This window comes from Chthoniobacter flavus Ellin428, assembly GCF_000173075.1.
Taxonomy (GTDB): Bacteria; Verrucomicrobiota; Verrucomicrobiia; order Chthoniobacterales; family Chthoniobacteraceae; genus Chthoniobacter; species Chthoniobacter flavus.
The window spans coordinates 16,227-41,904 of sequence record NZ_ABVL01000025.1 but is presented as its reverse complement, the minus strand read 5'-3'; the positions used below and the strand labels follow the sequence as shown (position 1 = coordinate 41,904).

Genomic DNA, 25,678 nt, shown 5'->3' with positions numbered 1-25,678 from the left:
GGACGGGATCAGTAAAAGCCCGCAGGTTGCCCTTTCGCTGAAAGCAATGATCTCTAGAGCAACGAATCCGCCAGGCGCGCGAGATTTTGCAGGACGCGCTCAGAGAGGGGGCGTTGTTGCCAGGACGCGAGGTTGAGTTCATCGCTGTCCGCGAGGCAGCGTTCCTGGACCGCCTGTAGACGCTGCACTGCGTCGCGGTCGTAAAGGATCAGGCTGACCTCGGCGTTCAGCGCGAAGGAGCGGATATCGAGATTCGTCGAGCCGAGCAGGGCGATGGAGTCGTCCACGCTGAGGTGTTTCGCGTGCAGGAAATGGGGCCGGTAAAGGTGTACGTGGACGCCGGCGGTCAGCAATTGTTCGTAATAAGAGCGCTGGGCGAATTGGGTGAGCGTCTGGTTGCCGTGGCTGGAAACGATGAGTCGAACCTCCACGCCACGGCGTGTCGCGGAACGGAGCGCGGCCAGAAAGGGTTCGTCGGGCACGAAGTAAGGCGTGGTCAGGACGACCCGTTCCCGGGCGGCATAGATCAAGGCGATGAACAACTCGGCGCCATTCTCGCGCTGATAGCCGGGACTGCTGGGCAGCATTTGCGCCGCAGCGGAACCGGCGGCGGCGATCTCTGGGAAAAAGCGATCCATCTCGAGCGTGCCGCCGGTTTCGATGAAATAGTCGGCGAGGAGGATCGCTTGAATCTGGGCGACGACTGGGCCGGTAATGCGGGCGACCAGTTCCTCGTTGGGGTAGCCGGGAACGAAATCCGGGCTCACGATATTCTGCGAGCCGGCGTAGCCGACAAGGCCATCGATGACGGCGAGCTTGCGATGATTGCGCAGATCGAACCGTGCCGCGTTGTGCCGGAAGAATCCGACCGGCAGCATGGCTACCACTTCCACGCCCTCACTTCGCAGCCGCGGGGCTAGCTGCGCAAGGCCACCGTGGGAACCTACTGCATCGAGCATGACCCGGGTGCGCACTCCGCGCTTCGCCGCCCGCACCAGCGCTTCCGCGACCGCGTTCCCCGTGGCGTCGGCCGCGAAGATATAGGTGAGGAGATGGACGTGATGCTGCGCCGCGTCGATATCCTTGACCAGGCGGTCGATTGATTCCTGATAGTCTGAAAGAAGCTCGACCGCGGTTCCCGCAAAGACATCGAAATCACCGAGCTTGGCTGCGAGTCCCGGCAGATGAGCGAGGTATTCCGGAAGAGGGGGCTGGCAGACGATATGGGGCCGCAGATGAGTCTGCGCATCCATGATGCGTTGTGACGCGCGCTTCTGCTGGACGATGCGTTCGCGGGGGACACGAATACGTCCCAAAGCCGCGTAAAGAAGCAACCCCGGCCAGGGCAAAAGAAAGATCAGCAACAACCATGTCCGCGACGCTGCCGCGGACCGCTGCTGTGGCACGTAGATGAGCATCGCCAGACGAATCATCCATTCGCTCACCAGGTAGAGAAGACTCCAGGATGGCATGTGGAGCCGAGGATGAGAGATGGAGAGGCGGGTGCCAAGTGCTCAGTGCCTGGTTTTCGGTGCTTGGTTCTCAGTAGCGACACCACCAGGTGTTCGGCAGGAGCAGTGGACTGCGCACTAAGAACTAAGAACTAAGAACTCAAACCTTCCGGCCGAACTTCTTTTCCAGCTCGCTGTAGCTCATCTGGATCATCGTCGGGCGGCCGTGCGGGCAGCAATAGGGGAGATCGCAGGCGAGGAGGTCCTGGATGAGGCGGACGAGTTCCGGTTCGCGGAGGACGTCGTTGGCCTTTACCGCGTGGCGGCAGACGGTCTTGGCGATCATGTGCTCACCGAGGCGCAACTTGCTCGTCTGGGCGCTGGTCTCGCGCAGGTCGTCGATGATCTCGCGCAGGAGCTGGGAAGGTTCGCTGCCGCGGAGGAAAGTGGGCAGGCTGTCGATCTTGAAGGTGCCGGCGCCAAAGGGTTCCAGGCCGATCCCGGCGCGGTTGAGGACGTCGAGATGGTGGGTGATCCAGTCGGCGTCGCGCGGACTCACTTGCAGCGTGAGCGGAAGGAGGAGCCGCTGGGTGGGGACGCCTTGGGATTCCATGCGCTTGAGCATTTCCTCGAAAAGAATGCGCTCGTGGGCGGCGTGTTGATCGACCAGCACCAGGCCAGTGGCGTTTTCCATCAGGACGTAGAGTTTGCCGAGGACGCCGAGGATTTTAAAGTCCTGCGCAGACGGCGTTTCGGGGTCGGGGAACGCCGGGGGGATTGGTTCTGCTGCTGCGGGGACCGTCGGTGAAGTGGGGGATACCTCCGTAGGAGTGATAGGAGGTATGGGAGAAATAGGAGTGATGGGAGCGCGGGGCGGCTGCGGGAATGCGCCCCAATCGCGGCGCAGCGCGACTTGCTCGTGGATAGGAATTAATGGTGGCGTCTCGGGAACCGGTGGAGCAGGGGAGCCTGAAACGAGAAACGAGAAACCAGAAACCTCATTGGCGGTTTCCGCGGAGGTCCCAGCGCGGAAAGTGGCCGACCACTCCGCGCGGTCGGTCTCGAGTGTCCGCCGGATCGCCTCCACGATCGCTTCGCGGATTTCGGCGGAGTTGCGGAAGCGGACTTCGCGCTTGGCGGGGTGGACATTCACGTCGACCGCCGCGGGATCCATGTCGATGAAGAGGAAGGTGACCGGATGCTGGCCCTTCATCAGCGCGGTGTGGTAGCCCTCGCGCAGGGCGAAATTGAGCGTGCTGTTTTCGACTGCGCGACCGTTGAGGAAGATGAGTTGTTGCGCACGCGAGCTGCGGCTCACGCCGGCTTTGCCGACGAATCCGCGGATGCGAATATTGTCGGCGGCAAACTCGGGCACCTCGAGCAATTCAGCAGCGAGCGCCGCGCCGCAGAGATCGCGGATGCGCTCGCGCAGATGCGTGGTGGGTGGGAGTTGATAGACGACCCGCTCGTCATTGACGAAGACGAAGCCAATCTCCGGATGCCCGATGGCCTGCAGGTGAAGCTGATGCTCGACGTGGCTCGATTCCGTATTCTCGGTGCGGAGAAATTTGCGGCGCGCGGGGAGATTATAGAAGAGCGAGCGCACTTCGATCTGCGTGCCGGGCGCATCGCCGCAGTCTTTCACGCTCTCGATTTTGCCGCCATTGACGATGACCTCCGTGCCGGCCAGGGCGGCGGGTTCGCGCGTGGCCAGGCGAAAACGCGAGACGCTGGCGATGCTGGGCAGCGCTTCGCCGCGAAAGCCGAGGGTGTGAATGGAAGCGAGGTCGTCGCCTGTGCGGATCTTGCTCGTGGCGTGGCGCTCCAGGCAGAGCAGGGCGTCATCGCGATCCATGCCGAAGCCGTCATCGACCACGCGGATCGAGGAGATGCCGCCACGACGAATCGCGACCTCGATTTTTTTGGCGCCCGCGTCGATGGAGTTCTCGACGAGTTCCTTCACCACGCTGGCCGGGCGCTCCACGACTTCACCGGCCGCGACCTGGCTGGCGACTTGTTCCGAGAGAAGAGCGATGCGAGACACGGTGGGAAAAATGACAAATGACGAATTCGGAACGACGAATGCTGAATGAAAGCAGGTGAAAAGTGAACGCTAGAGGGCGTCACTTGTCACTTTCCTCCTTCAAAATCCACTGTTAACGTCCTTCCTGATGATTCAAGTCACTGAACCAGCCATTCGGCAGCTCCAGGTCATGATGCGCGAGCAGGATGACCAAACCCAAGGTTTGCGTATTTTCGTGGAGCATGGCGGCTGCGCGGGCTTGCAGTATGGCATGGGCTTCGGTCAGGCCGAACCCGGCGACGAGGTGGTGGAACGCGATGGGGTGAAGGTGATCATCGCCGAAAAGAGCCGTCATTTTCTCGATGGGTCGACGATCGACTATAGCGACGACCTCGCCGGGGCGGGCTTCCGCATCCAGAACCCCAACGCCGTGCGAAGCTGTGGCTGTGGCACTTCCTTTGAGCCCGCCGACGCTGAAGCCAGCACCCAACCCTGATTTTTCCGGAGCGTCCCGCGCTTCCTTTGTTTTCCCATGGCCGACGATTTTTACGGATACGACGACGCCGATGCCGAGCCGAAAGGCCACGACAATCTTTTCCTTTGGACCATCTTCATCCTCCTGCTCGTCGGGCTGGCCTTTGCCTGCTGGATGGGCAGCTTCTGGGTCTTTGGTCATCCGGAACAGCCCCGGGCTTACGCGATCCTCAAGAAGCTAAAGAAGCTGGATGCGCCGCTGCGGTTTGAGGTGACGGCCGCGCCGCCGGGAGAATTCCTCACCGCACAGAAGCTCTTCGAGCGCTACAGCCGGTATTCGCGCCTCGAACTGGAGAATGAGAACGGCGAGTTGCTGCGCAACTACATTCGCAATTACCGGGAGACCAAGAAGCTGGTGACCTATGTCACCGGCCACTTCGTCATTCTCGATTCGGCGGACCTCAAGCCGACGGATATGTTTCCCTCGGGCGTCGTGACGCTGGCGCAGGCCGAAGGATTCCCGCAGGTCGTGGTCGAGCACGTTTTCACCGCTCCGGAGGGCAACGTGCCCGCGTTGCGCGCCCTCTTGCAGACAGGCAATCCCTTGAAGCTGGAGCGGACCAATGACCTTTCGGCGGTCATCCATATCGAGCGTGTGCCCGATGGGCGGATGCAGTTTACGGTCATCCCGCTGCTCTACGGGGGATACGAACTCCCCGGCAAAGGAAGATTCAGCCTGGAACCGCCAGCGATCTTGAACATGGTCCCGGGCCTGCCGGTGATGAAGGGGCCCTCTCTGCAAGAGGGCTTGAACAAGTTTGCTGCCTACCGCCGCAATCATCCATTGCCCTCAGCGAGCCCCAATACGCCCGAGGCCACCCCGGCCAAGCACGAAATCGCGCGGGTGGATATCGTGGAGCCGGGAGCGCCCACGCCGGAAAAGGGAACGCTGCCCTTGCCCGAGGCGGGAATTCCGGTCACGCCCATTCCCATTCCCGGTCAGCCCACGCCGCGCCGTATCGCTTCTGCGGCGCCGACCCCGATGCGCATGGCCTCCCTCGCCCCGACGCCGACCCCGCATCCACAGTTGGCGATGGTGCAGCCGGCGATTACCCCGCGTCCGCCGGAACCACAGATGTACGCCGCCACGCCCTTGCCGACCCGGGGCACGCCGCTGCCCCAGTATTCGCCGGACGGGGTGAAAATGGAGCGTTTCATCACCGCGCAGAGCGATCCGACCCTGAGCAACAATGGCGCGACCTGGCGCACCTACGCCCCTGGCCAGGCGCCTCCGGCCAAGGAAGTCTCGCTGGATGAAGTGTCCGCGCTGGCCGACCACGGGCAATCGGGCGAACGGCTCTACTTGCGGGGCGAATTCCGCGTGACAGCTTCCGGCACCAGCCGCGCCGTGCTGCGCGACGCCACGCGCCCGGACGATCAATCCCCGCGCGTCGTCGTCGAATACCCCGCTGGCGCCGTGCCTCCGCCAGAAAAGGAACGCTTCGTGCGTGATGGCGGCCGCCCGTATCTCATCAGCGATATCCGCCGTGGGGCGGATGGCGTGGTGACGATTTACGTGAGGGAAATCATCAAACAATAGGGTGTCTCCGCCCCTGTAATCGGGAAACTGTTTTCCGTTATCGGGAATTTTCGTTTGCGCTTTCCGGCGCGGTGCCGAGAATTGCCGCTCTTTTTTCACAGCCATGTCCAAACCCAAAGTTCTCGTCGCCGATCCCATCGCCCAGAAGGGCATTGATGAACTCGCCAATGGCGGGTCGCTCGACGTCACCGTCAAAATCGGCCTCAAGCCCGATGAACTCCTCGCGATCATCGGCGAATTCAACGCGCTCGTTGTGCGCAGCGAAACCAAGGCCAACGCCAAGGTCATCGAAGCGGCCACCAACCTGAAGGTGATCGGCCGCGCGGGCGTGGGTGTGGACAACGTGGACGTGGACGCCGCCACCAAGCGCGGCATCATCGTGATGAACACGCCGGGTGGAAATACCATCTCGACCGCCGAGCACGCTTTCTCGCTCATGGTCTCGACCGCGCGCAACATCCCGCAGGCCGACGCCAGCGTGAAGAGTGGCAAGTGGGACCGGAAGACTTTCGTCGGCGTGGAGCTCTATAACAAGACGCTCGCCATTCTCGGCATGGGCCGCATCGGCACGGAGATCGCCCGCCGCGCCATCGCCTTCGGCATGCGCGTCCTCGCTTACGATCCGTATCTCTCGGCCAGCCGCGCCCGCTCGCTGCAGGTGGAACTCGTCGAATCGCTCGACCTGATCATTCCGCAGGCCGATTTCATCACCCTGCACATGCCGCTCACCGCGGAGACGAAGTACATGCTCAATGCCGAGCGCCTCGCCAAGACCAAGAAGGGCGTGCGCATCGTGAATTGCGCGCGTGGCGGTCTCATCGACGAAGCGGCGCTGGTGGAAGCTTTGAAGTCGAAGCAAGTCGCTGCCGCGGCGCTCGACGTCTTCGAGGCCGAACCGCTCCCGGCCGAATCCCCGCTGCGCGGCCTGCCGAATCTCATCCTCACCCCGCACCTCGGCGCGTCCACGGCGGAAGCGCAGGAAGGCGTGGGCATCGAAGTGGCCGAGCAGATTCGCGCGGCCCTGCTGAGCGGCGAAATCCGCAATGCGGTCAACATGCCGAGCATCGATGCGAAGACCCTCGCGGTTGTCGGCCCGCACATCGCCCTCGGCGAAAAGCTCGGGCATTTCCTCTCGCAGATCGCAGCGAAGCGCGTGGAGAGCCTCAATATCAACTACTCGGGCAAAATCAATGAAGCGGACACCACCCCGGTGACGCGCTCGATTCTCGCCTCCTTCCTTCGCGCCGCCGGCGGTCCTGAGGTGAATGTCGTCAATTGCCTCAGCTTCGCGGAAAACCTCGGTATCAAGCTCACCGAATCGCGTGAGAGCAGCCAGAGCGATTTTGCTGAGCTCATCGAACTCACCGCCACCGGGGAAAACGGTTGGGTGAGCGTGGCCGGCACTTTCTTCGGCACCACGCCGCGCATCGTGAAGGTCAACGGCCGCCACGTGGAAGCGAAGCCCGAAGGCGTGCTCTTCCTGTTCGAGAACCGCGATCGCCCGGGCGTCGTCGGCCACGTCGGCACGCTGCTCGGCAAGCACAAGGTGAACATCGCGGGCATGTCGCTGAGCCGCAACGAAGAGGGCGGCGAAGCGCTCACGCTCTTGAACCTCGATTCCGTGCCCAGCGAAGCGATCATCAAGGAGCTGACCGCTGGAGGCGACATCCACAGCGTCCAGGTCGTCCAACTCTAAAGCCGTGAAAATCTCCGTCGGCCCCGAAGCTCCGGCCAAGCGTGCCATCACCGTCCGGTTCGTCCCCAAGGATGCCCGCGGCAAGATCACGCCGCCGGTCACGGAGGCGGAGTTTTCCGGTAAAGCGAACGCGCTTTTCTACGCGCGTAATGAGCGCGTCCTGTGCGTAGGTCTGGGACAGCGGGCGAAGATCGATGCCGCGACCTTCCGTTCGGCGGCGGGTGCGGCGACGATTTTCCTCAAGAAGATCGATGAACACCACCTGGCGTTGCACCTCGATGATTGGCCGCAGTTTGCGGGGCCGGCTGTCGAAGGAGCGCTGCTGGCGGATTATCGCTTCGAGCGTTTCAAGACGAGGAAGACGGCGGGATTGGCCGGCCTCTCCGTGCAGGTGCTGGCGGGCGATGTCGCGGCAGCGAAGCGCGCGGTGCGCCGTTCCGAGGCGATCGCCACGGCGACCAATGTCGTCCGCGAAGTCGGCAATCTGCCCGGCAATCTGCTCTATCCCGGCACACTCGCCCAACAGGCGGAGAAGCTGGGCCGGACTTACGGATTCAAGGTGCGCGTCTTCGACGAGAAGGCGCTGCGTGCTGGCAAGTTTGGCGGCTTGCTTGCCGTGGGGCAGGGTAGTGTGCGGCCTCCGAGGATGATCGTGCTCGAGCATCGTGGCGGAGCGAAAACAGACGCGCCGGTGGCCATGGTCGGCAAGGCGATCACGTTTGATACCGGCGGCATTTCCATCAAGCCGGCTGCCAACATGGAGGAGATGATCTTCGACAAGTGCGGCGGGATTGCCGTGCTCGGCGCGATGGCGGCGATGGCGGCGCTGGGCGTGAAGCGCAATGTGGTCGGCGTCATTGCCAGCGCGGAAAATATGCCTGGCGGAAATGCTTATCGCCCGGGCGATATCGTCACGACGTACGATGGCAAACACATCGAGATCGTGAACACCGATGCCGAAGGACGGGTGGTGCTCGCGGACGCGATCGCGTATGCGCGCCAGGATTTGAATGCGGCGGCCATCGTGGACCTCGCGACCCTCACCGGCGCATGTGGTGTGGCGCTGGGCGAATACGCCGCCGGTTTCTGGAGCAACGATGACAAATTGCGCCAGCGCGTGCTCGATGCCGCCGCGACGGCGGGCGAGTGTATCTGGCACATGCCGATGTTCGAGGATTACGAACGGCAGATCCGCAGCGATGTGGCGCTGATCAAGAATTCCGGCGGACGCCTTGGCGGCGCGTGCACCGCGGCGGCGTTTCTCAAGACGTTTGCCGAGGATACGCCGTGGGCCCATCTCGATATCGCCTATACCGGCCACCGGGAAAAAGACCGGGCCGACATGGCGCGTGGGGCGACTGGTTTTGGGATCCGGACGCTGGTGGAGTTAGTGGAGAACTGGAAGTAGCGGAAGCTGCGTGGAAAAACCTGCGGCCGCGAACGTGTTGCTGTCTGTGTGCGCTGGGCCGGAGATGCGCGCAGCGCCCGAAAAAATGTGTCATCCTGAGCGGAGCGAGGAAGCATGGGCGGAGTCGAAGGACCTCCAATTTCTGCGGGTTCTCGTGCGGAGCCTTCGCACCCTGCGCGTGACCACACGCCTATTGAAGAAGTTCGGCACGAAAACCCTCGGAAGTCAGAGGTCCTTCGACTCCGCCCATGCTTCCCCGCTCCGCTCAGGATGACGATGTTTTGGGGCGCTTCGCGCGTTCGTGCCCTGCGCTCTCCGCCAGTCTTGGTTTCCACTACGCGCCAAGCCGGGAAAACAGAAACTACCGAAGCAACTCTGCTACCGGGTTCCTGGTTTCCACTAGGCCCCAAAACGCGGAAACAGAAACCCCGTCCGCCGCATGTAATCGCGATAGGCGGGATACGCTTCGGCGAGGCGTTCTTCTTCGAGCTGCGCCCGGGTGACCATCAGGAAAACAAACCCTGCGCCGAGGAGCAGCATGCCGAGACAAGCCGAAGCGAGGAGCAGGCCGGTGAGCTCGAAGAGATAACCGAGATACATCGGGTGCCGGACGTATTGGTAAGGGCCCGCGGTTACCATTCCCCGTGCGGCCACCATGATGGCGAACGAGCGCCCCAAATTAGCCAGCCCCCAAAGCGCGATCGCATAACCGATGATGCTGAGCACCAACGCCGCTACGGCCGCGGGGACACGCCAGTGCAACGGCAGGAGATTCTCCCGCAGTTCCAAAGGCATGAGGCCGATGGCGCCGTAGAGGAAGACGTAGTAACTCATCGCCAGTGGCACCGTGATGTGAATGAGACTCTTCGGCGGATGCGTGGGCTGCCGGCTGAAGAACAAGGCGATACCGGTAAAGGCCGATAGCACGGCGAGGAGAACGTACTTGGTGATCGACGCGCAGAAGATCGAGAAAGTCTCCGGGTGGAGGCGGGCGTGAAGCGGGTTGTGGTAATTCCGATACTCGGCGTAAGCGTGGCTCACCTGGATATAGACGAACCACACATAAATCCACGGCAGCACGTAGCGCTCAAAGAACAGGATGCCACGGACAAAACGGGCGGAGATTTCCGTGCCTTGCGAGGCGGAGAGGGGGGCGGTGTCAGATGCCATGCGGGGTTGCGGATGCTAGCGCAGAAAAAGAGGGATGCACGCGGAGAAGCGGTGGACGCCTTACTTTGCGGTCGTTTCACTGATGTCGACGGGTTCGACAAGCAGGATCGTGCTGGTGTTTTGATCTGCGACGAAGACGCGGCCACGGGCGTCGACCGCGATGGCCATCGGGTTTTGCAGGGGCAGGTCGTTATGCTCGGCCGTGCGCATCGTCTGTACGACGCCACTCCTTGAAATACGCCGCAGGTTTTTCAGTTCGTGGTCGGCGACGTAGAGATTGCCCCTGGCATCGGCGGCGATGGCCGTGAGACCCCAAAAACGCGCGGCGGCACCGGTGCCATCGTTGCGGCCTTCCTCCTCGAGCGAACCGGCGAAGGTGGTCACGTTGCCCTTGCCATCGATCTTGCGGATGGAGGAATGCTCCACGACGTACAATGCGCCGTCAGCGCCGATGGCGATGCCATTGGGAAAATGAAAGCGCGCCTCTTCGCCGTGGCCATTCTTCGCCCCGGATTCGCCGGGCTTGCCCGCGAGCACGCTGACCTTGCCGTCGTGCGCGATCTTCTGGATCACGTGGTTGCTGGAGTCGGTCACGAAGACATCGCCCTCGTGATTCACCGCGACGGCAGTCGGGTATTTGAAACCGCCCGCCAGGGTGGAGACTTGTCCGTTGGGCGTGACTTTGCGCACGCTCTTTGCGCTGGTATCCGCGACGTAAACGTTCCCGTGCTCATCGATCGCCAGGCCCTGCGGATACCAGAAGCGCGCGGCCTTTCCCGCGCCGTCGGCCGTCCCGTGTTCGCCCGCGGTGCCCGCGATCGTTTCCGTTTCTCCGCTGGGGCTGATGCGGCGCAGCGTCTGATTTGTGCGGTCGGCGACGTCCACATTTCCGTGCTCGTCGATCGCCAGTCCTGACGGATTCTTGAATTGCGCCGTCACGCCGGCCCCGTCGGCGGCGCCTTCCGTTTCGCCGGCGAAAACGTGGAAGGTGCACGGCAGCTCGTTTACCACCCTGGGTTCCGACGACGCGCCTTTGACGGTGATGGTTTGCTGATATTCGAGATGCTGCTTCCAGCCGCGCACGAGCTGGAAGACGAGCCCGTATTCCGTGCCGTTGTTGCCGGTATAGGAGACGGCCAATCTCTGCCCCGGCAGCCACGATTGGGCGCTAAGGTGGTCCATCGCTTTGCCTCCCTGCGTGTTGCCGGCTTTGCGGACCTTTTGGACGGGTTCCTTGGGCAACGGCAGCTCGACCCACGAGCCTTTCGCATTTGCCGCCACGCGGCAGTCGGAGATGTTCGCCCCGCGATCGATGTTCAACGCGACTGCCGAGGCATCAGCCTTCCACAGCGCGGTGATTCCGCTGCGGCGATCATTGCCATCGAAATCGGAAACCGTGATTTTGCCGACGGTCTTGCCCGACTTGTTCTTGAACTCGATGAGGAGTGTCGTTTCGTTTTCCATCGTGGCCGAAAGGGCGTATTTGCCATCGGGAGAATTGGTCTCCGCGATCTTGCTGGGATCGCGACCGAGGACAAAACCTGGAAGAACCAGACAAACAGTAAAAATGAGAAACAAGACGGCACGCATTGCGGGAAAGGAGAGCCGGCACGTTACGTAGCCGCACGACGGAAGGCAATTTTTGACGGAGACGAGTGTGGGAAGAAGGTTCACGGAATGTTCACGGAGGCGTCAAGTATCCGCCACATCGCGTGGCGAAATTCCGGGACATGTTTCGAAAACACTACCGACTCGGACAGTGTGCGGGCTGTGGGACGGAGAGTGTGCTGCGGCGCCGGGTGCCGCAGCATCAAGTGCATCTGGCACTGACCATCTGCACGCTGGGCCTGTGGGCGCCGTGCTGGCTGATCACGTTGATCGCGGCTCGTTGGGAGCCGTGGCGTTGCACGCGTTGCCGGCGATTGCAGGTCTGCACACCGCCGCCCGAGGACGCACTCGTGCCCGGCTCCACGGGAACCGCCGTGGGAGCTGGGTTCGGACTGGTCCACGAGCCATTGGATTGACTGCGGTTTCGGTGATGCGATGGGAAACAGCGGCGCGCGTGGGGCGGCGGACAAGGCTTGCGTTTTCGGCTCCTCTCGGCGGAATGAGCGAACCTCATGAGCAGTGAAGAGTCTACCGAGCCTGTCCCCGCGTCACGCGCGCAACGGCTGTGGGAACTCGCGGGACTTTTCCTGAAGCTCGGAGTGATTGGTTTCGGCGGACCGGCGGCGCACATCGCGCTGATGGAACAGGAGTGCGTGCGACGACGATGCTGGCTGAGCCACGAGGAGTTTCTCGACATGGTCGGCGCGACGAATCTCATCCCTGGGCCGAACTCCACCGAACTGGCGATTCACATCGGCCGCTTGCGCGCGGGCGGCGTGGGGTTGGTCGTCGCCGGCGCATGCTTCATTTTGCCGGCGATGCTGCTCGTCATGGGATGCGGCTGGCTCTACGTGACCTACGGGCAGCTCCCGCAGGTGAACGCGCTGCTCTATGGCGTCAAACCGGTGATCATCGCAATCGTTTTGCAGGCCTTGTGGAATCTTGGTCAATCGGCGGTGAAATCGCTTGGACTGGCGTTGATCGGTGGCGCGACCGTGCTGGGAAATCTGCTGGGAATGGATGAGTTGGCGTTGCTCTTTGGCGCGGCGCTGGTGGCCATGGTAGGGCGGCACGTCTCGCGCTCGCGTCTGCATGCAGTGGCGGCGGTTCCGTTGACGCCGGTCGCTTGGGGAGCGGCGGCGCCGTTTGGTTTGTGGCCGATGTTTCTCTTCTTTTTGAAAGTGGGCGCGGTGTTGTTTGGCAGCGGCTATGTGCTGCTGGCCTTTCTACGGGCAGATTTGGTCGATCGCTGGCATTGGCTCACCGATGCGCAATTGTTCGATGCGATCGCGGTGGGGCAGGTGACACCGGGGCCGGTTTTTACCACCGCGACTTTTATCGGTTACATCCTCGGTGGAGTGCCAGGGTCGCTCCTCGCGACCCTCGGGATTTTTTTACCGGCGTTTGTCTTCGTGGCGGTCAGTGCCCCGTTGTTGCGGCGCTTGCGTGCCTCACCCACGATGGGCGCGTTTCTCGATGGATTGAACGTCGCATCGCTGGCGCTGATGGTGGTCGTGACGTGGCAATTGGGAAGGAGCGCGGTGGTCGATGTCGTCACCGTGGTCATCGCGCTGGTCGCGGCCGTGCTTTTGTTTCGCTTCCGCGTCAACTCGATGTGGCTGGTGTTGGGCGGAGCAATACTGGGGTGGGCGGTGAAATCCTAGCGTCACCGCTTTCTCCACGCTTTCCAGTCGCGCAGGGTTTCGGTGGTCATGACGTCGGCGGCCTGGCGCAGCCATTTCGTTTTGCGGTCGCGCAGATCCTTTAGGATGCGCGGGACGGCGGAGCGGGTGCCGATGTGGATGTTCGCCAATTCGCGGCCCATGCCCCAGAGCAGCTTTTCCTCTTCCCGCGAACGAGGGAGTTCGGCGAGTTCGATGCGGCTGGAGTACGGTGCCAGACGGCGCAGGATCCACGTGTCGTGCAAGCAGAGAAACGGATCCGCGGCCCGGACCGAGCGGCGGAGAATATCCGCGTAATAGATGTGGGTGTCGGTCGGATGATGCCCCGCCCAGGCACAGGCTGAGGGGAGCAGCGCCTTGGCTTCGCGGGCGATTTTCCCGCCGCACCAATCCGCCAGGGCGGTGTAACGTTCGCGTCCGAGACTGCCGAGGCCGGCCTGCCGATGCGCGACGCGGAAGGACAGCCCTTTTTCCGGCATGGCGTTGCGCAGCATCGTGAGGACCTTCGAAGGAACCTGCTTCACCGGGGGCTGCCCGTTGAGCTTTTCCCAATAAAGGGTGGGGTTGCGCAATTTGCTGGTGGCGATGTCGCGCAACCAGCGGTGTTCCTCGGAAAGGACGAAAGGGCTGCCACCGCTCTCGAGGCCGGTGATGTAGCCATCGAGGATTGCCGCACAGGCAATAGTGAGGGGAAGGAGGAGATGCTCGAGCTCGATGGCCAACGCCGCGCTCGTGGCCAGGCGCACGAGGTCATTCGTGTAAGGCAGGGAAAAGGCTTCGTCGAAATCGTTGATTCCCCAGATGAGGCGCCCCTCGGAATCGCGCCAGGTGCCATAGTTCTCCACGTGCAGATCGCCGACCCCGAGGACCGCGGGCGCCTTGAAAACCGCCCGGCAGTGCTCCGGCAGAAGCTGCATCCAGCGGTAGAAAGTGGCCCGGAGAAAGCTGAACGCATCCTCCGCCATCCGCTCATGTTTGGCCGCGAGATCCGCCTTGAGGATCGTGATCTGTCCTCCCAGCCACTTTTCGTATTCCCGGCTGGATTGGACGATGGTCATCAGAAACGCTGACGACCGCTATTTGTATTCGGTCGGGAATTTCGCGCCTTTGGCCAGGCCCAATATTTCAGTGCGCTTGGCCGGGTCCGTCTTGCAGAGGTTGGCGAGCGGGAGGCTGTTCGTCTCGAAGTCGACGATCGACTTGGTCTCACTATCGCGCAGGGCAAAGATATAGAATTTGTAGGCCTCACCGCCAATATTCGAGCTGTCGCGATAGCCATCGAAGGTCACGTCGGACGGAGTGAACGACAACAGACGCTTGGCGCCGTTGGGAGCGGCCGGCACCGGGATCGTTTCCGTGGAGAGGACTTTGAAAGAGTCGCGGTTGTCGACGAATTTGGCCTTCGTGTCGTAGGTGATGATGATCATCTGCGCCTCGGCGGCCGGGATGGGCTGCATGCTGCTCGCGCCTTCCAACGAAAACCGCGGCTGAATGTGCTGGGTCTTGCGAAAAAAGTCTTTGCCCTTCGCTTTTTCCTGGTTGCCGATTTGCACCTGGACGCGAGTCGACGGAAATTTACCTACCGCAGGGATGGGAATCTGCGCAAAAGCCGTCGTACCGAGGGCCAGAAGAATCACAATGTATCGCATAGTGAGCTGGAATCAAAAACCGCAACCTGAACGCGAGTAGAGCGAGGCGTACGAGTTACGTCAATGCTGATGATGACGAACGAGACCGCAGGAATATTAGTCAGGTTTAGTCAGGTAAGCCCTGATTTTGCAGATAAAACGAGACTTGGCCGTATAGACAATTGAATTGGTGCCGGGTCTGCGCTTCAAATTAGCCGAAATGATTTTTGCGAATTTCCGCCGACTCGCCCCGCTGTTTTGCGTGCTGGGGCTGGTTTCCGTGCACGCTGCCCCTCCGGCCGACCAGATGGCCCGCGGGCAAAAGACTTTTACCGAGAAGTGTTCGATGTGCCATCAGCCCAACGGAGCGGGTGTGCCCACCGTTTTCCCGCCGCTGGCGAAGAGCGATTGGCTGAAAGACAAGCGCGACTCGGTGGTGAAGGTGCTCTGCGAAGGGCTCTCTGGTCCGGTGGATGTGGCCGGCCAGCATTTCGATAACCTGATGCCCGCACAAATCCTCGACGACCAGCAAGTCGCGGATGTGCTGACGTTCGTGGCGAATTCGTGGGGCAACGAGGCGCCGATTTTCACGGCGGATGAAGTGAAGACCGGCCGGAGCAACTCGCGTTTTCCGACTTATGCCGAGCTGCTGAAGTCCGCGGAATATCGTCCACTGCCCCCGGCGCCGGAAGGGTTCACCCTGCGAGAAGTGGCGAAGTCGCCGGAGTTCATGACCCGCCTGGCCATGGACCCTGTGAAGAAGACCATCTATGCGCTGGCCGAAAAGGGGAGCGTGTATGTGCTCGATATGGGCGTGGGCGCGTTTGTGCAGATCATCAAGGCCACCGACTATCTCGAGCTGGGCGGCGTCGATGCGGTGACGATGGGGATGACGGTCGATGCCCAGGGCCGGCTGTGGATTGTGAGCAACCAGAAGCGCAAGGAGAGCCTGCCGCATCAGAACGAAGTGGTCATCTGGCGCTCCAGCGAGACGGTCGATGGGCATCCGGGAAAATTGATGCCTTGGTTCCGCACCCGTTATCCGTATGGCGTCGGGCCTTACAATCATGGCGTGAGTCATCTCGCCTTCGGTCCGGATGGGATGCTTTATGTGAACAGCGGGTCGCGGACGGATGGGGGCGAACCGGGCAATGATCCGGAGCGTTCCAAGGGCGGCGAGGTCGACATCACGGCGTGTATCTGGCGGCTCGATCCGCGGGCCGAGCAGCCGAAGATCGAGGTCTACGCGCGCGGGATTCGGAATGCCTACGGCTTTGCCTGGGACGACGCGGGTGATCTTTTCACCTTTGCCAATGGACCAGACTACAATGCGCCGGAGGAGATGGATTTCGTGCAGCCAGGGCAAGCACTACGGTTTTCCGTATCAATTTGCCGACTGGCCGGTGAAGCCGGGGTTCCCGTATTCCTATACGCCGCCACCACCGCCTGGATTGGAGTTCACTCCGCCGGTGGTGAATCTCGGTCCCGCCGGGGGTGGTTCGCCCGCTGGCTTGTCGACGTTTGATCCTCACTCCTCACCGTGCGGGACGATTTGGTGCGGAGGAGACTTTCCGCCGAGTTTGCGCGGGAGTTTTCTCATGACACGTTTCGGTAATTTGCTCGGGCCGCCCGCGGTGCAGGACGACGTGGGATTCGACCTGCTATCCGTGCGGGTGGACAAGACTGCGGGCAACCGCGTCACGGCCAAGGTGACCACCGTGCTGGCTCCGCTGGCCCGGCCGCTGGATGTGCTTTCGATCGGGCGTGGACATGTGCTTGTTCTCGAGTACACACGTCCGACCGACTTCAAAAATAAGATTGGCTGGCTGCCCGGCCGGGTGTTGGAATTGGCGCCCGTCGAACCGGCGAAAGATGCGAAAGGCGGATGATTTAGCGATACATGATTTCCACGAGAACGAAGAAAATGTGGGGGCGCACCTGGTTGGGCGTCACCCTGATCCTCATTACGGGCGCGCATTATTTCTTTTACCGATTTAGTTCCGATCCGCTGAATACCTACCGTGTCTGCGGCGGAATTACCTGTGGATGCCTCCTTTGGACTTCGGTTCTGTGGGTAGCGATGTGGCTGCGGCACATGTGGGCGCGGTATTTGATGATCACCGTGATCTGCATTGCGATCGCCGCTTTCTGCATGCTGGCCATGCTGGTGAGAGGAGACTCGATCGATCCGCTGTCGCACCTCATGAAGCAGGTGGCGTATGGAGTGCTGTTCTATGTGGCCGCGCTCATTCCGCTGACCTGGTCGTCTCTGCTCCGGCAATATCTCGGACCGAAGACGGCCGGCGAGCGGTGAGAGGGAGGCAGACTGGGGCGAAATGTCGAAGTGCTGTAGAGGCGGTTCTGCCAACCGCCTTTTCCGAAACCACAGGCGGCTGACACAGCCGCCTCTACATCGATTACGTCAACGTCTGCAGGCAGACGGTGAATTTCGCGCCGGCGCCGGGGGCGGATTGAATGAGGATTGCGCCGCGAGCTTCGCGGACGAGGCGCTTGACGATGGAAAGGCCGAGGCCGGTACCGTGCTCGGGCGGCTTCGTGGTAAAGCGTTGCTCGAACATCCGTGCGAGAACGTCGCCCGGGGATGCCCAGGGCCGTCATCTTCGATGATCACCGTGAGAATGGGCGTGCGGTTGGCGAAGCCTTCGCGATTGACCATCCGCTGCGTGGGGCTGTCCGAGAATTTCCGCACGTCGATCGGACTCGGGTGCAACTGGCAGCTCACCGTGACCCGATGCGGATGCGAGGTGCTCTGCAGCGCGTTGATCGTGAGATTGAGCAGCACTTGCAGGAAATCAGTACCGTTGATCTCGGCGATGACGTCGCGGTCGAGGCCGTTGACGGTCAGTTGATGGCCCTTCGAGGTGGGATGGCGTAGGAGTAATTCCTTCAGATCACTCATGATCTGATTCACACCGACCTGCGATTTTTCCACCGTCTGGCTGTGAAGGAAACTGAGATAGCGGCGGGAAATCTCGAAGCAGCGGCCGACCTGGCCGTTCAGTTTGTTGAGATCGTCGCGCAGGCTTTCGAGTTGCTGGCCTTCCACGCGCGCGGTGTTCTGCATGGAGCGATTGATGAGATCGACGAACCCGGAAATGACGGTGAGCGGGCTGTTGATGTCGTGCAGGACGCTGGCGTAGATCTCGCCTTGCGTCCGCGCCATCTCCTCGCGCATCCGCTGTTCCTGGATGACCCTTTGCAGTTCCTGCAACTGCTGGTTGCCCTGGCGGAATTCCACTGCGGTCTTGTGCTTCTGCGCGGCATGAGCCACGGCGGCCCGCATGGTCGGAATATCGAAAGGCTTGTTCAGGTAATCGCTGGCCCCGTGGCGCAATGCCTGACGCGCGGTCTCGATCGTTTCGAAAGCCGTCAGCATGATGACTTCGACCAGCGGGTCGATCTGCTTCAATTCCTTGAGCACCTCGACGCCGGACATGCCGAGCATCATGATGTCGCACACCACCACGCAGATGGGATTGGAGCGGGCGAGCATGATGGCCTCCAGGCCATCCGAGGCGACGAGGACGTTGTACTCGTTCTTGAAGACGATACGAAGTGACTGCCGAGGTCCTTCTTCGTCGTCGACGATCAGAAGTGTCGGTTTGGAAGTGTGGCCTGTGCCGGTTACTGGCTCAGAACTTGTATCCAATCGAGAATGAGAGAGCGTGGGCGTCAAAACGGTAGGTGCCATCGGACACGGTTCCTTCCGAGATGGTGCGAGGAGGACCATAAATGAATTGGTAAGCGACATTCCAGCTAAAACGTTCGTAACCTTGTCCAAAACCGGCGCTGAAGATGTGTCGGTTGGTATCGGGAACAGCGGGATCGAAGCTGCCGCTGGGGACGGACTTTTGGCTGTAGCAGTAGCCGATGCTGGTGTGGAAATTATGGGAGAACTGTTTCGTGATACCGAACTCGTACATGAAACTGGAGCGCCAGTTGAAAGGAAGGGCGAGGTCGCCGGTGCTGGTGTGGATGGTCGCGGTGTTGAGCGATCCCCAGTCGGCCCAGTCGACGTCGAATTCGAAGTTCCAGTCTGGCCTTGGGCGATACGAATAACCAGCGGTGATGGTCTGCGGGAAGTCGATGGCAACATCCGCATTGCTATGGGTATTGATCGCGGGAATCGTCACGCCGCCCGAGGTGAAGGCGTCGGTGTTCTCGTAGGTGTGGCCGCTGTAGTCCAGCCGGGTGGCGCTGCGATAGGTCAACCCGAAGTGGTGCTCGGGAGCGGGAACCCACATCATGGCCGCGATAAAGCCGAAGGTCCACCCCGCGCCGTTGAATTTGAATTGGTCGCCGGGAGCGAAGATGCCCCGCTCGAGGGTGGCCGTGCTATAGTTGATCGTTGGGCCGATCGCGATGGAGAAAGTGCGCGAGACCTGGAAGGCGACGACCGGGCTGATGGTGGTGTAGCCGAGGCGCCCCTTGTGCGCGACATCGCGGATCGGCGTGTCGTCGGGATAATTGATCGCAAAACCGAAGGGGACATACACGCCGAGACCGAAGGCCACGGGCTGGCCGGCCGGATGCCAGGTGTAGTAGGACTCCGGCGCGATCTGCCAGTTGTTATTCGTGTTGGTGAAGTGGTTATTCTTCGCCGAAGTGTCGAGGTCGACGCTGGAACGCAGGGAAATGGTGTAGGCGCCGAACATGTTCCGCAGGCCATCATTTTGGAGGATGCCGGCAGGATTGTAGTAAACGGCGGAGGGATCATCCGCGGTCGCCGTGAAGGCATTGGCGCGGGCCGCCGCTGCCGTGCCTTGTTCGGGGATGCGGAAACCGACCCCGTAGGAATTTAACGACAGCGCACCGAGAAAGAGGTACGCAAAACTACGAATAAACAGGGCGTTTTTCATGAACGTAAAAGAGAAAGCAATATGAGTGCCGTTTTCCAAGCCAAGTCGGGTAAACGCTATTGAGGAATTAGTTCTGCAGGGGGAGCGAGATCCGGACAACACCGGGCTCGCCTTTACGCGGCGTCGGTATCTCAATCTTGCCGTGATGACTCTCAATAATTTTCCGGGAGACTGTCAATCCTAGACCGAGGCCAACCGTGCGCGTGGAGAAGAATGGTTCCGGCGCACGTTGCGCAGCCTCGGGTTCGAAGCCTGTGCCGGAGTCGCGCACTTCGACCTGCAACTCGGGAACGCCGGCCGGATTTTCGGAAAGATGCACGGCGACATTGGGGTCTTCGGGATTGGCCTGCAGCGCGTTGAGAATGATTTCGGAAAACGCGTGCCGCAGCGCCTTGTGATCGCCGGTGACCTTCCAGGGCGAGATGTCCTTGTTGAATTGCAACTGGGCCAGCTTCTTGCCGGGGTGAAAGGTGTGGGCCTCGTGGAATGCTTCCACGATGAGATCGGAGATTTGCACCGACTCGCGGAATTCGCCCTGCCATTCGCGAGCGAGGAAGACCATTTGATTCGAAAGCCGCGAGATGCGCTTGACGCCGGCCGCGAGCACCGCGGAGAGCGATTCCTGGAATTCCGGATCGGTGATCGATTCCTTGAGTAATTGCTGGTGCGTGGAGAGAGGCACCAGCGAGTTGCCGATCTCGTGCGCGAGATGCTCGGCCATCGATTTCACCAAACGCAGATTGGAGGCCTCGATCTCCAAACGCTGGGCACGCTCGTGCTCGGTGACGTCTTCGATGATGAGCAGCGCAGCATTCGAGCCGGTGGAGCTGGCCGTGCGGAAAGGCAGGATGCTCACGCGGAAGACCCGGCCCGCAGCGTTGGATAGCTTGTCGTAACGGAAAGGCGGACTCGCTTCGCCGGACTTGATGACGGTGAAGACCCGGCTGCCGAGTTCCTGTGGCAGGTCGGAAAATTCCAGACGGGCCTTGTGCTGGTTCTCCGTGAGGAAATATTCGCAGGCGGCGATGTTGGCGTGCAGCGTGTTGAGATTGGCGCCGATGACGACGCAACCGCTGCCGAGGTGACCGAGAATATCGGCGATCATGTCGTGATTGCCGACCAACTGGTCGTGCAGCCAGGTGTTGCGAATGGCCAGGCCCACTTCTTCGAGCATGTGGAAGATGAGCGCGAGTTCCTCGTTGGCGTAGGATTCGCCGGTCAGACGCTCATCGAAGACGACCACGCCGAGCAGCGATTCGCGATCGAGAATCGGGATGGCTACCTGGGCGCCAAGGAGCTGGAATTCGCGGGAGATTTCACGGCTGTTATGCGCCTCAGAGCTGCTGGCGCGGAGGATGCGGCCCTGGCGATGGAGATAGCCGCCGATGCCCGCGCCGAGCGAGAGGGCAAAGTGCTGGAGGACGCTTTGGTCGTGGCCGATGGCGCAGGCGGAACGCAGCCAGCGATCGTCCTGGGCGAGGGGACCATCGCCGAGCAGCCCGGACGGTTTGCGCAGGAAAATGACCGCGCGATTCACGCCGATGATCTCACGGAGCAGCAGGAGGAATTGCTTGAGCAGTGCCGCTGCATCGAGGCTGTGCGTGAGCACGCCGGAGAAACGGCGCAGCGCTTCCAACGCCCGAACGGGATCGACATACGGGCGCAGGGAAACGGTTTCGATCGCAGCGGGGCCCGCCGGCACGATGGTCGCGGGGCTCTCGTGACGCGGGAAGAGTCGATCGAGCAGGACGTTGAGCAGTCGGCCGCGAACGGGTTTGCCGAGGACGTGCTCCACGCCGAGCAGGTAGGCATCCTCTTCCCACTCCCACTGCTTCTCGCCGGCATACATCAGGATGGGGCAACCCGGAGCGAAGCTCTTCACTTCCTCAATGAGTCGAATCGCGCGAGCATCGGTGAGCTCGGCGTCGAGGATCACGGCATCGATGGCGCCGCGCGAGAGCAGGAATTCGGCCTCACCAATGGCTTCCTTGGTGATGAGCTGGAACTTGACTGGATCCAGGACCGTTTGGACGGCGTGGGCGAGCGAGGCTTGCCGGGTGATGACGAGGAGGGTACGCATCAGGCAGTAACTTTAGCGATGGCCGGCGTGGCCGGTTTGGCCTGCCGACTGGGGAGATCGAATTGGACAGTCGTTCCTTTCCGGGGCTGGCTGGAAATGAAGAGCTGACCGCCGTGGAGGTGCACGATTTTGCGGCAGATGGCAAGACCGAGACCGAAGCCACGATTTTCGTCGCCGCGATTCTTGGTCGTAAAATAGGGCGTGAGGATGCGCGTGAGATTTTCCTTCGGGATGCCTTCGCCCTGGTCGATGACCCGCACGCGCCACCACTCGCGGTTGACGTCGGACTTGGCGAGCCGCTCGAGTTGCACGCGGATTTGCGAACCGCTCGGCGAGGCATCGATGGAATTCGAAATGAGATTGGCGATGAGTCGCTGGACAAGCACTTCATCCATTTCCACGAGCGCTTCACCGGGCGTATCGGCGACGACTTCCACTTCCTTTTTGCGGCTCGCCTTGGCGAGATCCGCGGCTTGATGAATGACGAGATCGAGGCGCCCGAGCTGCAGGTCCGGTCGCAGGTTTTCGGAAAAGAAGAGCGCTTCCTTGATGTAGGCGCGCATCGTGGCCACGTTGCGCAACGCGACGGGAAGCAGTTCGTCGTCCAGCGGTTCGCTGTTTCCGTTTTCGCTGCTCAACTGGAGCAAAGTCCAGACGGGGGTGAGGAGGTTGTTGAGGTCGTGGGCCATGCCGCGCGACATCTTGCCGAGCAGATCGAGTTCCAAAGCCTGCTGGACCTGCGTCTTCAGGCGGATTTGGTTCACGATCAAACTGAGGCTTTTGACGAGCGTGATGAGCAGGCTGATGTCGTTCGAGGTGAACTGCTCGCTACTTTTTTGTCCGACCACGAGCAGGCCGAAAATTTCGCCTTCTGACGACAGTGGAAAACAAAAACGCCCCTGAAGGGGCGCTAATTCCACACGGGCCTGCTGCATGGGCAGTGGTCCCCGAGAGGAGGGGTCCTCCTCCTGCAGCGAGAGATACTCTCGCTTGGCCGACTCGAAGTAGCGGAAGATGGCGGATTGCGTGCGCAATTCGGGAAACCCTCGCGGGGGCTGGGCCGTTTGCGAACGGGTCAGCTCGAAGAGCCGATTCGCCTCGTTGCGCAGGATGAGATAGTAGCTATCGAGTTGGAAGGTCCGGGCGAGCAGATCGTGCAGATCGTTGAGGAGCGCGGTGAGGTCATTGTACCACGTGAGACCTTCGATGAACCGATGCACCCGATCCTCATACTCGAAGGTATCGCCGAGGATGTGGCGTTCGATGGTTTCGGTATTCTCGCCAAAGAGGCGGGGAAAGAGCAGCGCCGCGCACATGGCGCCAATCATCAGCGTGGCCAGTCCGGCGAAGAACGAATAGAAAGTGAACTCATCCCGATCTGCGAGCCAGAAGACGAGCAGGGAGCAGAGGCCGCTGAAAAAGATGAAGAGCACGCGCACCGCCTTGGCCGTGCTGCGGTTGAGGGTGACGTGGATTTCCAGCAACTGATACTGCAGCACGCTGTAGCCGACGATCAGCCCATAAAAAATGACCGCCATGCTCCCGAACGGATAAACCTGCGAGTGCGTGTAGGGGTAGTAGTAGATGCCGAGAATTGGCAAAATGTCATTGCAGCCGAAGATGGCGAAGGCGGTCTGCGCGATGATGAGCGGGGTGAGACGGCGTTTGCCCATTGGAGGCAAACTGCGCCGATGCCAGAAGAGCACCGCGACCGAAACCCACATGAGCGAGAACACGCCGCTGAGAATCCAGAATCCGTAGCCGGCGACCGAGTACCACGCGTAGCCGACATTGCGCACGCCCTCGAGGAAGAAGCCGGTGAAGTTGCTGAAAAACAGCGCGACGTGGAAGGAATAGGCGGCCCACACCACCCAGCGCGGGATGCGAATCTGTGCCACGAGGAAGGACACGTGACACAGGGTGAGGGGAATGAAGATGACGCCGAACTGGAGGAAACGCGCCCAGTACAGCGCTTCACCGTAATGCTCGGGGCCGGCCGGGACGCGGAACATCCAGAAGGTGCCGAAATTCCAAATGGAAAAGCACATCCCCATGAGAAAGTACACCCGGGCCACCGTGGCACGGGGATTCTGGACGAGCACGAAGATCGCCAGCGAAAAATTCAGCAGCGCGCTGATGAGTGGGATGAGCTCGCCGAATCTCATCGCTCGAAACGTCGCAAGACGAGGCAGGAATTTTTGCCGCCGAAACCGCTGCTCAGATTCAAGGCGACACGAATCGGGTAAGGGCGCGAGCGGCCCTTCACATAATCGAGGTCACACCCATCTCCGGCTTCGCTGTGATTCAGCGTCATGGGAATTTCCTGATGATGGAGAGAAAGGGCGCAAACGATGGTCTCCAGAGCACCCGTTGCACCCAGGAGATGTCCGGTAATGGGCTTCGTCGAGCTGACGGCCAGCCGGTAGGCATGCGGACCAAAGTAACGCTTGATGGCCTTGGTCTCGACGATGTCGTTGGCCTCCGTGGCCGTCCCGTGGGCGTTGATGTAGTCGACTTCTTCCGGGTCGATCTGCGCTTCGCGGATGCCCTTCTGGATGGCGCGGAAGTAACCGATGCCATCCGGGTGCGGCGCGACGGGATGGTAGGCTTCGCAACTGCGGCCGTGGCCGAGAATCTCCGCATAGATGCGCGCGCCGCGGCTCAAGGCGTAGGAGAGTTCTTCCAGCACGAGATAGGCGGCGCCTTCGCCGAGGAGAATGCCATCGCGGGTCTTGTCAAAAGGCCGCATGGCTTGTTGCGGAGTGGCGTTGCGACGGCTGAGCACCTGGTTCAGGCAGAGTGCGCCCCAGATGTGCGGCACGATCGGCGCTTCGGCGCCGCCGGCGACCATCACGTCGACTTCTTCATGGCGAATCATGCTCAGCGCATAACCGATCGCATCGTTGCCCGAGGCACTGCTGGAACTCAGCGTCACCGAATGGCCGCGGATGTTGAGTTCCTTGGCAATCTCGCCGGAACCCGCGCCGCTGTAGCCATTGATGAGCGCGAAAGGTCCCACGCCTTTGTAGCCACGCTTGTAATAGCCTTCATCGCCTTTCGAGGCCGTTTCATTGCTGCTCGCCGTGGTGCCTTCGACCAGGCCCACGCGATCGGCGTCCACCTTGGCAAAGTCGATCTTGGCATCCTGCTGCGCAAGACGCGCGGCGGCGACGCCATAACGGTGCGAGTGATCGAGGCGCCGGGCCATCTTGGCGTCCATGTAGTTCGAGGCATCGAAATCGTCGATCTGTGCGGCGATCAAAGTCGGAGCGGTGCCCGGAGGGAAGCGGGTCATCATCTTGCCACCGCTGATGCCGTGGCGGATGCAATTCCAAAACTGGTCGAGCTTCAGCGCCGGAGCGCTGATGACACCCATGCCGGTAATGACGATGCGGCGGCGTTGAGATCCGCTTATTTCGCGAGCGGCCATTTGTAAGGAATCAGCATTGGCACCCTGCGCTGATAGTCGCGATATGCGTCCCCAAATTTTTCGACCATGGCCGGTTCCTCCAGGCGCAGTCGCATCATCATGACCGGGATGAAAAGAATAGGGACGATCAACAACATGCCCCAGGCGCTGCAGATGAGGATGAAGGCGATCAGTTCCAAAACCATGGAAAGGTAAACTGGGTGGCGGAGAAAACGAAACGGCCCGGTCTTCACGAGCTGATGGTTATCGCGAATCTCCACGTGCAAGCTCCAAAATTTGCCGAGCGCATCGATGGCCGCCCAGCGCAGCTTGAACGAGACGGCCGCGCAGAGGAGACCGATGGCGAAAGCATTCCACGAGAAACCGCCGCCGCGAGCGACGTATTCGATGATGGAGCCGGCGACCGTGAGCGTGCCGATCAGGACGAAAAGGCGTAGCGTGAGCGTCTCAAAGATGCGACCGGGAATCGTTTCACGTTTACGCCCCACTTCCGCGATGCGGATCAGATAGACAAGACTCGCGGTGATGATGGGTAGTGGATAGAGCAT

General features: G+C 61.2%; 21 protein-coding genes and 1 pseudogene. 9 read left to right on the top strand and 13 right to left on the bottom strand.

Annotated features, from left to right (window positions below):
* Nucleotides 1-53 precede the first annotated feature (53 nt).
* The gene (gene cls, locus CFE428DRAFT_RS26695) at nt 54-1,472 is read right to left on the bottom strand and encodes a cardiolipin synthase (RefSeq protein ID WP_006982806.1); all 1,419 of its coding nucleotides are present in this window, start codon (nt 1,470-1,472) and stop codon (nt 54-56) included.
* A gap of 139 nt (nt 1,473-1,611) precedes the next feature.
* Complete coding sequence (gene mutL / locus CFE428DRAFT_RS26690; protein WP_006982805.1) at nt 1,612-3,495, bottom strand: DNA mismatch repair endonuclease MutL; 1,884 nt, start codon at nt 3,493-3,495, stop codon at nt 1,612-1,614.
* 127 nt (nt 3,496-3,622) lie between these two features.
* Here mutL and CFE428DRAFT_RS26685 point away from each other — a divergent pair, with 127 nt between their 5' ends.
* The 4 genes from CFE428DRAFT_RS26685 to CFE428DRAFT_RS26670 all read left to right on the top strand — a co-directional run bounded on the left by CFE428DRAFT_RS26685 (nt 3,623) and on the right by CFE428DRAFT_RS26670 (nt 8,652).
* The gene (locus CFE428DRAFT_RS26685) at nt 3,623-3,970 is read left to right on the top strand and encodes a HesB/IscA family protein (protein WP_006982804.1); all 348 of its coding nucleotides are present in this window, start codon (nt 3,623-3,625) and stop codon (nt 3,968-3,970) included.
* A gap of 36 nt (nt 3,971-4,006) precedes the next feature.
* Nucleotides 4,007-5,548 carry a hypothetical protein gene (locus tag CFE428DRAFT_RS26680; protein WP_006982803.1) on the top strand — a complete coding sequence of 514 codons (1,542 nt, stop codon included), beginning with the start codon at nt 4,007-4,009 and terminating at the stop codon, nt 5,546-5,548.
* Nucleotides 5,549-5,651: 103 nt separating this feature from the next.
* Nucleotides 5,652-7,244 (top strand): phosphoglycerate dehydrogenase, encoded by a 1,593-nt coding sequence (gene serA, locus CFE428DRAFT_RS26675; protein ID WP_006982802.1) that lies wholly within the window; start codon nt 5,652-5,654, stop codon nt 7,242-7,244.
* A 4-nt stretch (nt 7,245-7,248) separates the two neighbouring features.
* Nucleotides 7,249-8,652, top strand: coding sequence for a leucyl aminopeptidase (locus CFE428DRAFT_RS26670; RefSeq protein WP_006982801.1), 1,404 nt, complete (start codon nt 7,249-7,251; stop codon nt 8,650-8,652).
* Between the two features lie 399 nt (nt 8,653-9,051).
* Here the strand turns inward: CFE428DRAFT_RS26670 and CFE428DRAFT_RS34560 are convergent, their stop codons facing one another.
* Nucleotides 9,052-9,822, bottom strand: coding sequence for a methyltransferase family protein (locus CFE428DRAFT_RS34560; protein ID WP_006982799.1), 771 nt, complete (start codon nt 9,820-9,822; stop codon nt 9,052-9,054).
* 60 nt (nt 9,823-9,882) lie between these two features.
* Nucleotides 9,883-11,412, bottom strand: coding sequence for an NHL domain-containing protein (locus tag CFE428DRAFT_RS34555; protein WP_006982798.1), 1,530 nt, complete (start codon nt 11,410-11,412; stop codon nt 9,883-9,885).
* Nucleotides 11,413-11,552: 140 nt separating this feature from the next.
* Between CFE428DRAFT_RS34555 and CFE428DRAFT_RS26655 the strand changes: the two genes are divergently transcribed.
* Together CFE428DRAFT_RS26655 and chrA are read left to right on the top strand one after the other, a co-directional pair.
* Nucleotides 11,553-11,846, top strand: a complete 294-nt coding sequence (locus CFE428DRAFT_RS26655) for a hypothetical protein (protein ID WP_042725875.1) — start codon at nt 11,553-11,555, stop codon at nt 11,844-11,846.
* Between the two features lie 96 nt (nt 11,847-11,942).
* Complete coding sequence (gene chrA, locus CFE428DRAFT_RS26650) at nt 11,943-13,094, top strand: chromate efflux transporter (protein WP_006982797.1); 1,152 nt, start codon at nt 11,943-11,945, stop codon at nt 13,092-13,094.
* Between the two features lie 2 nt (nt 13,095-13,096).
* Here the strand turns inward: chrA and CFE428DRAFT_RS26645 are convergent, their stop codons facing one another.
* Together CFE428DRAFT_RS26645 and CFE428DRAFT_RS26640 are read right to left on the bottom strand one after the other, a co-directional pair.
* A complete protein-coding gene (locus CFE428DRAFT_RS26645) occupies nt 13,097-14,170 on the bottom strand; it encodes a DUF2252 family protein (RefSeq protein WP_006982796.1) in 1,074 nt (357 codons plus the stop codon).
* Nucleotides 14,171-14,188: 18 nt separating this feature from the next.
* Complete coding sequence (locus CFE428DRAFT_RS26640) at nt 14,189-14,749, bottom strand: hypothetical protein (protein ID WP_157447642.1); 561 nt, start codon at nt 14,747-14,749, stop codon at nt 14,189-14,191.
* Between the two features lie 211 nt (nt 14,750-14,960).
* Between CFE428DRAFT_RS26640 and CFE428DRAFT_RS34550 the strand changes: the two genes are divergently transcribed.
* From CFE428DRAFT_RS34550 to CFE428DRAFT_RS26625, 3 genes are all read left to right on the top strand, one after another.
* Nucleotides 14,961-16,265 carry a c-type cytochrome gene (locus tag CFE428DRAFT_RS34550; RefSeq protein ID WP_006982794.1) on the top strand — a complete coding sequence of 435 codons (1,305 nt, stop codon included), beginning with the start codon at nt 14,961-14,963 and terminating at the stop codon, nt 16,263-16,265.
* A 73-nt stretch (nt 16,266-16,338) separates the two neighbouring features.
* Complete coding sequence (locus CFE428DRAFT_RS26630) at nt 16,339-16,629, top strand: hypothetical protein (RefSeq protein ID WP_006982793.1); 291 nt, start codon at nt 16,339-16,341, stop codon at nt 16,627-16,629.
* Between the two features lie 11 nt (nt 16,630-16,640).
* On the top strand, nt 16,641-17,054 hold the full coding sequence (locus CFE428DRAFT_RS26625) for a hypothetical protein (RefSeq protein ID WP_006982792.1): 414 nt from the start codon (nt 16,641-16,643) through the stop codon (nt 17,052-17,054).
* Between the two features lie 103 nt (nt 17,055-17,157).
* Here the strand turns inward: CFE428DRAFT_RS26625 and CFE428DRAFT_RS41385 are convergent, their stop codons facing one another.
* The 7 genes and pseudogenes from CFE428DRAFT_RS41385 to CFE428DRAFT_RS26595 form a co-directional block, all read right to left on the bottom strand.
* A complete protein-coding gene (locus CFE428DRAFT_RS41385) occupies nt 17,158-17,319 on the bottom strand; it encodes an ATP-binding protein (RefSeq protein WP_162145317.1) in 162 nt (53 codons plus the stop codon).
* 770 nt (nt 17,320-18,089) lie between these two features.
* Nucleotides 18,090-18,452: pseudogene (locus tag CFE428DRAFT_RS41380) on the bottom strand (response regulator); the annotation flags it as partial.
* A complete protein-coding gene (locus CFE428DRAFT_RS26615) occupies nt 18,394-19,620 on the bottom strand; it encodes an OmpP1/FadL family transporter (RefSeq protein WP_006982790.1) in 1,227 nt (408 codons plus the stop codon). The gene CFE428DRAFT_RS26615 and the pseudogene CFE428DRAFT_RS41380, both read right to left, overlap by 59 nt.
* A 67-nt stretch (nt 19,621-19,687) precedes the next feature.
* Nucleotides 19,688-21,700: an ATP-binding protein gene (locus CFE428DRAFT_RS26610; protein WP_006982789.1), complete on the bottom strand. Its 2,013-nt coding sequence runs from the start codon at nt 21,698-21,700 to the stop codon at nt 19,688-19,690.
* Entirely contained in the window at nt 21,700-23,865 is a 2,166-nt protein-coding gene (locus CFE428DRAFT_RS26605; protein WP_006982788.1) for a sensor histidine kinase, read from the bottom strand. The genes CFE428DRAFT_RS26610 and CFE428DRAFT_RS26605 overlap by 1 nt, the downstream gene beginning before the upstream one ends.
* A complete protein-coding gene (locus CFE428DRAFT_RS26600) occupies nt 23,862-25,130 on the bottom strand; it encodes a beta-ketoacyl-[acyl-carrier-protein] synthase family protein (protein WP_042725871.1) in 1,269 nt (422 codons plus the stop codon). Before CFE428DRAFT_RS26600 ends, CFE428DRAFT_RS26605 begins: the two co-directional genes overlap by 4 nt.
* Nucleotides 25,112-25,678 carry a methyltransferase family protein gene (locus tag CFE428DRAFT_RS26595; protein ID WP_006982786.1) on the bottom strand — a complete coding sequence of 189 codons (567 nt, stop codon included), beginning with the start codon at nt 25,676-25,678 and terminating at the stop codon, nt 25,112-25,114. Before CFE428DRAFT_RS26595 ends, CFE428DRAFT_RS26600 begins: the two co-directional genes overlap by 19 nt.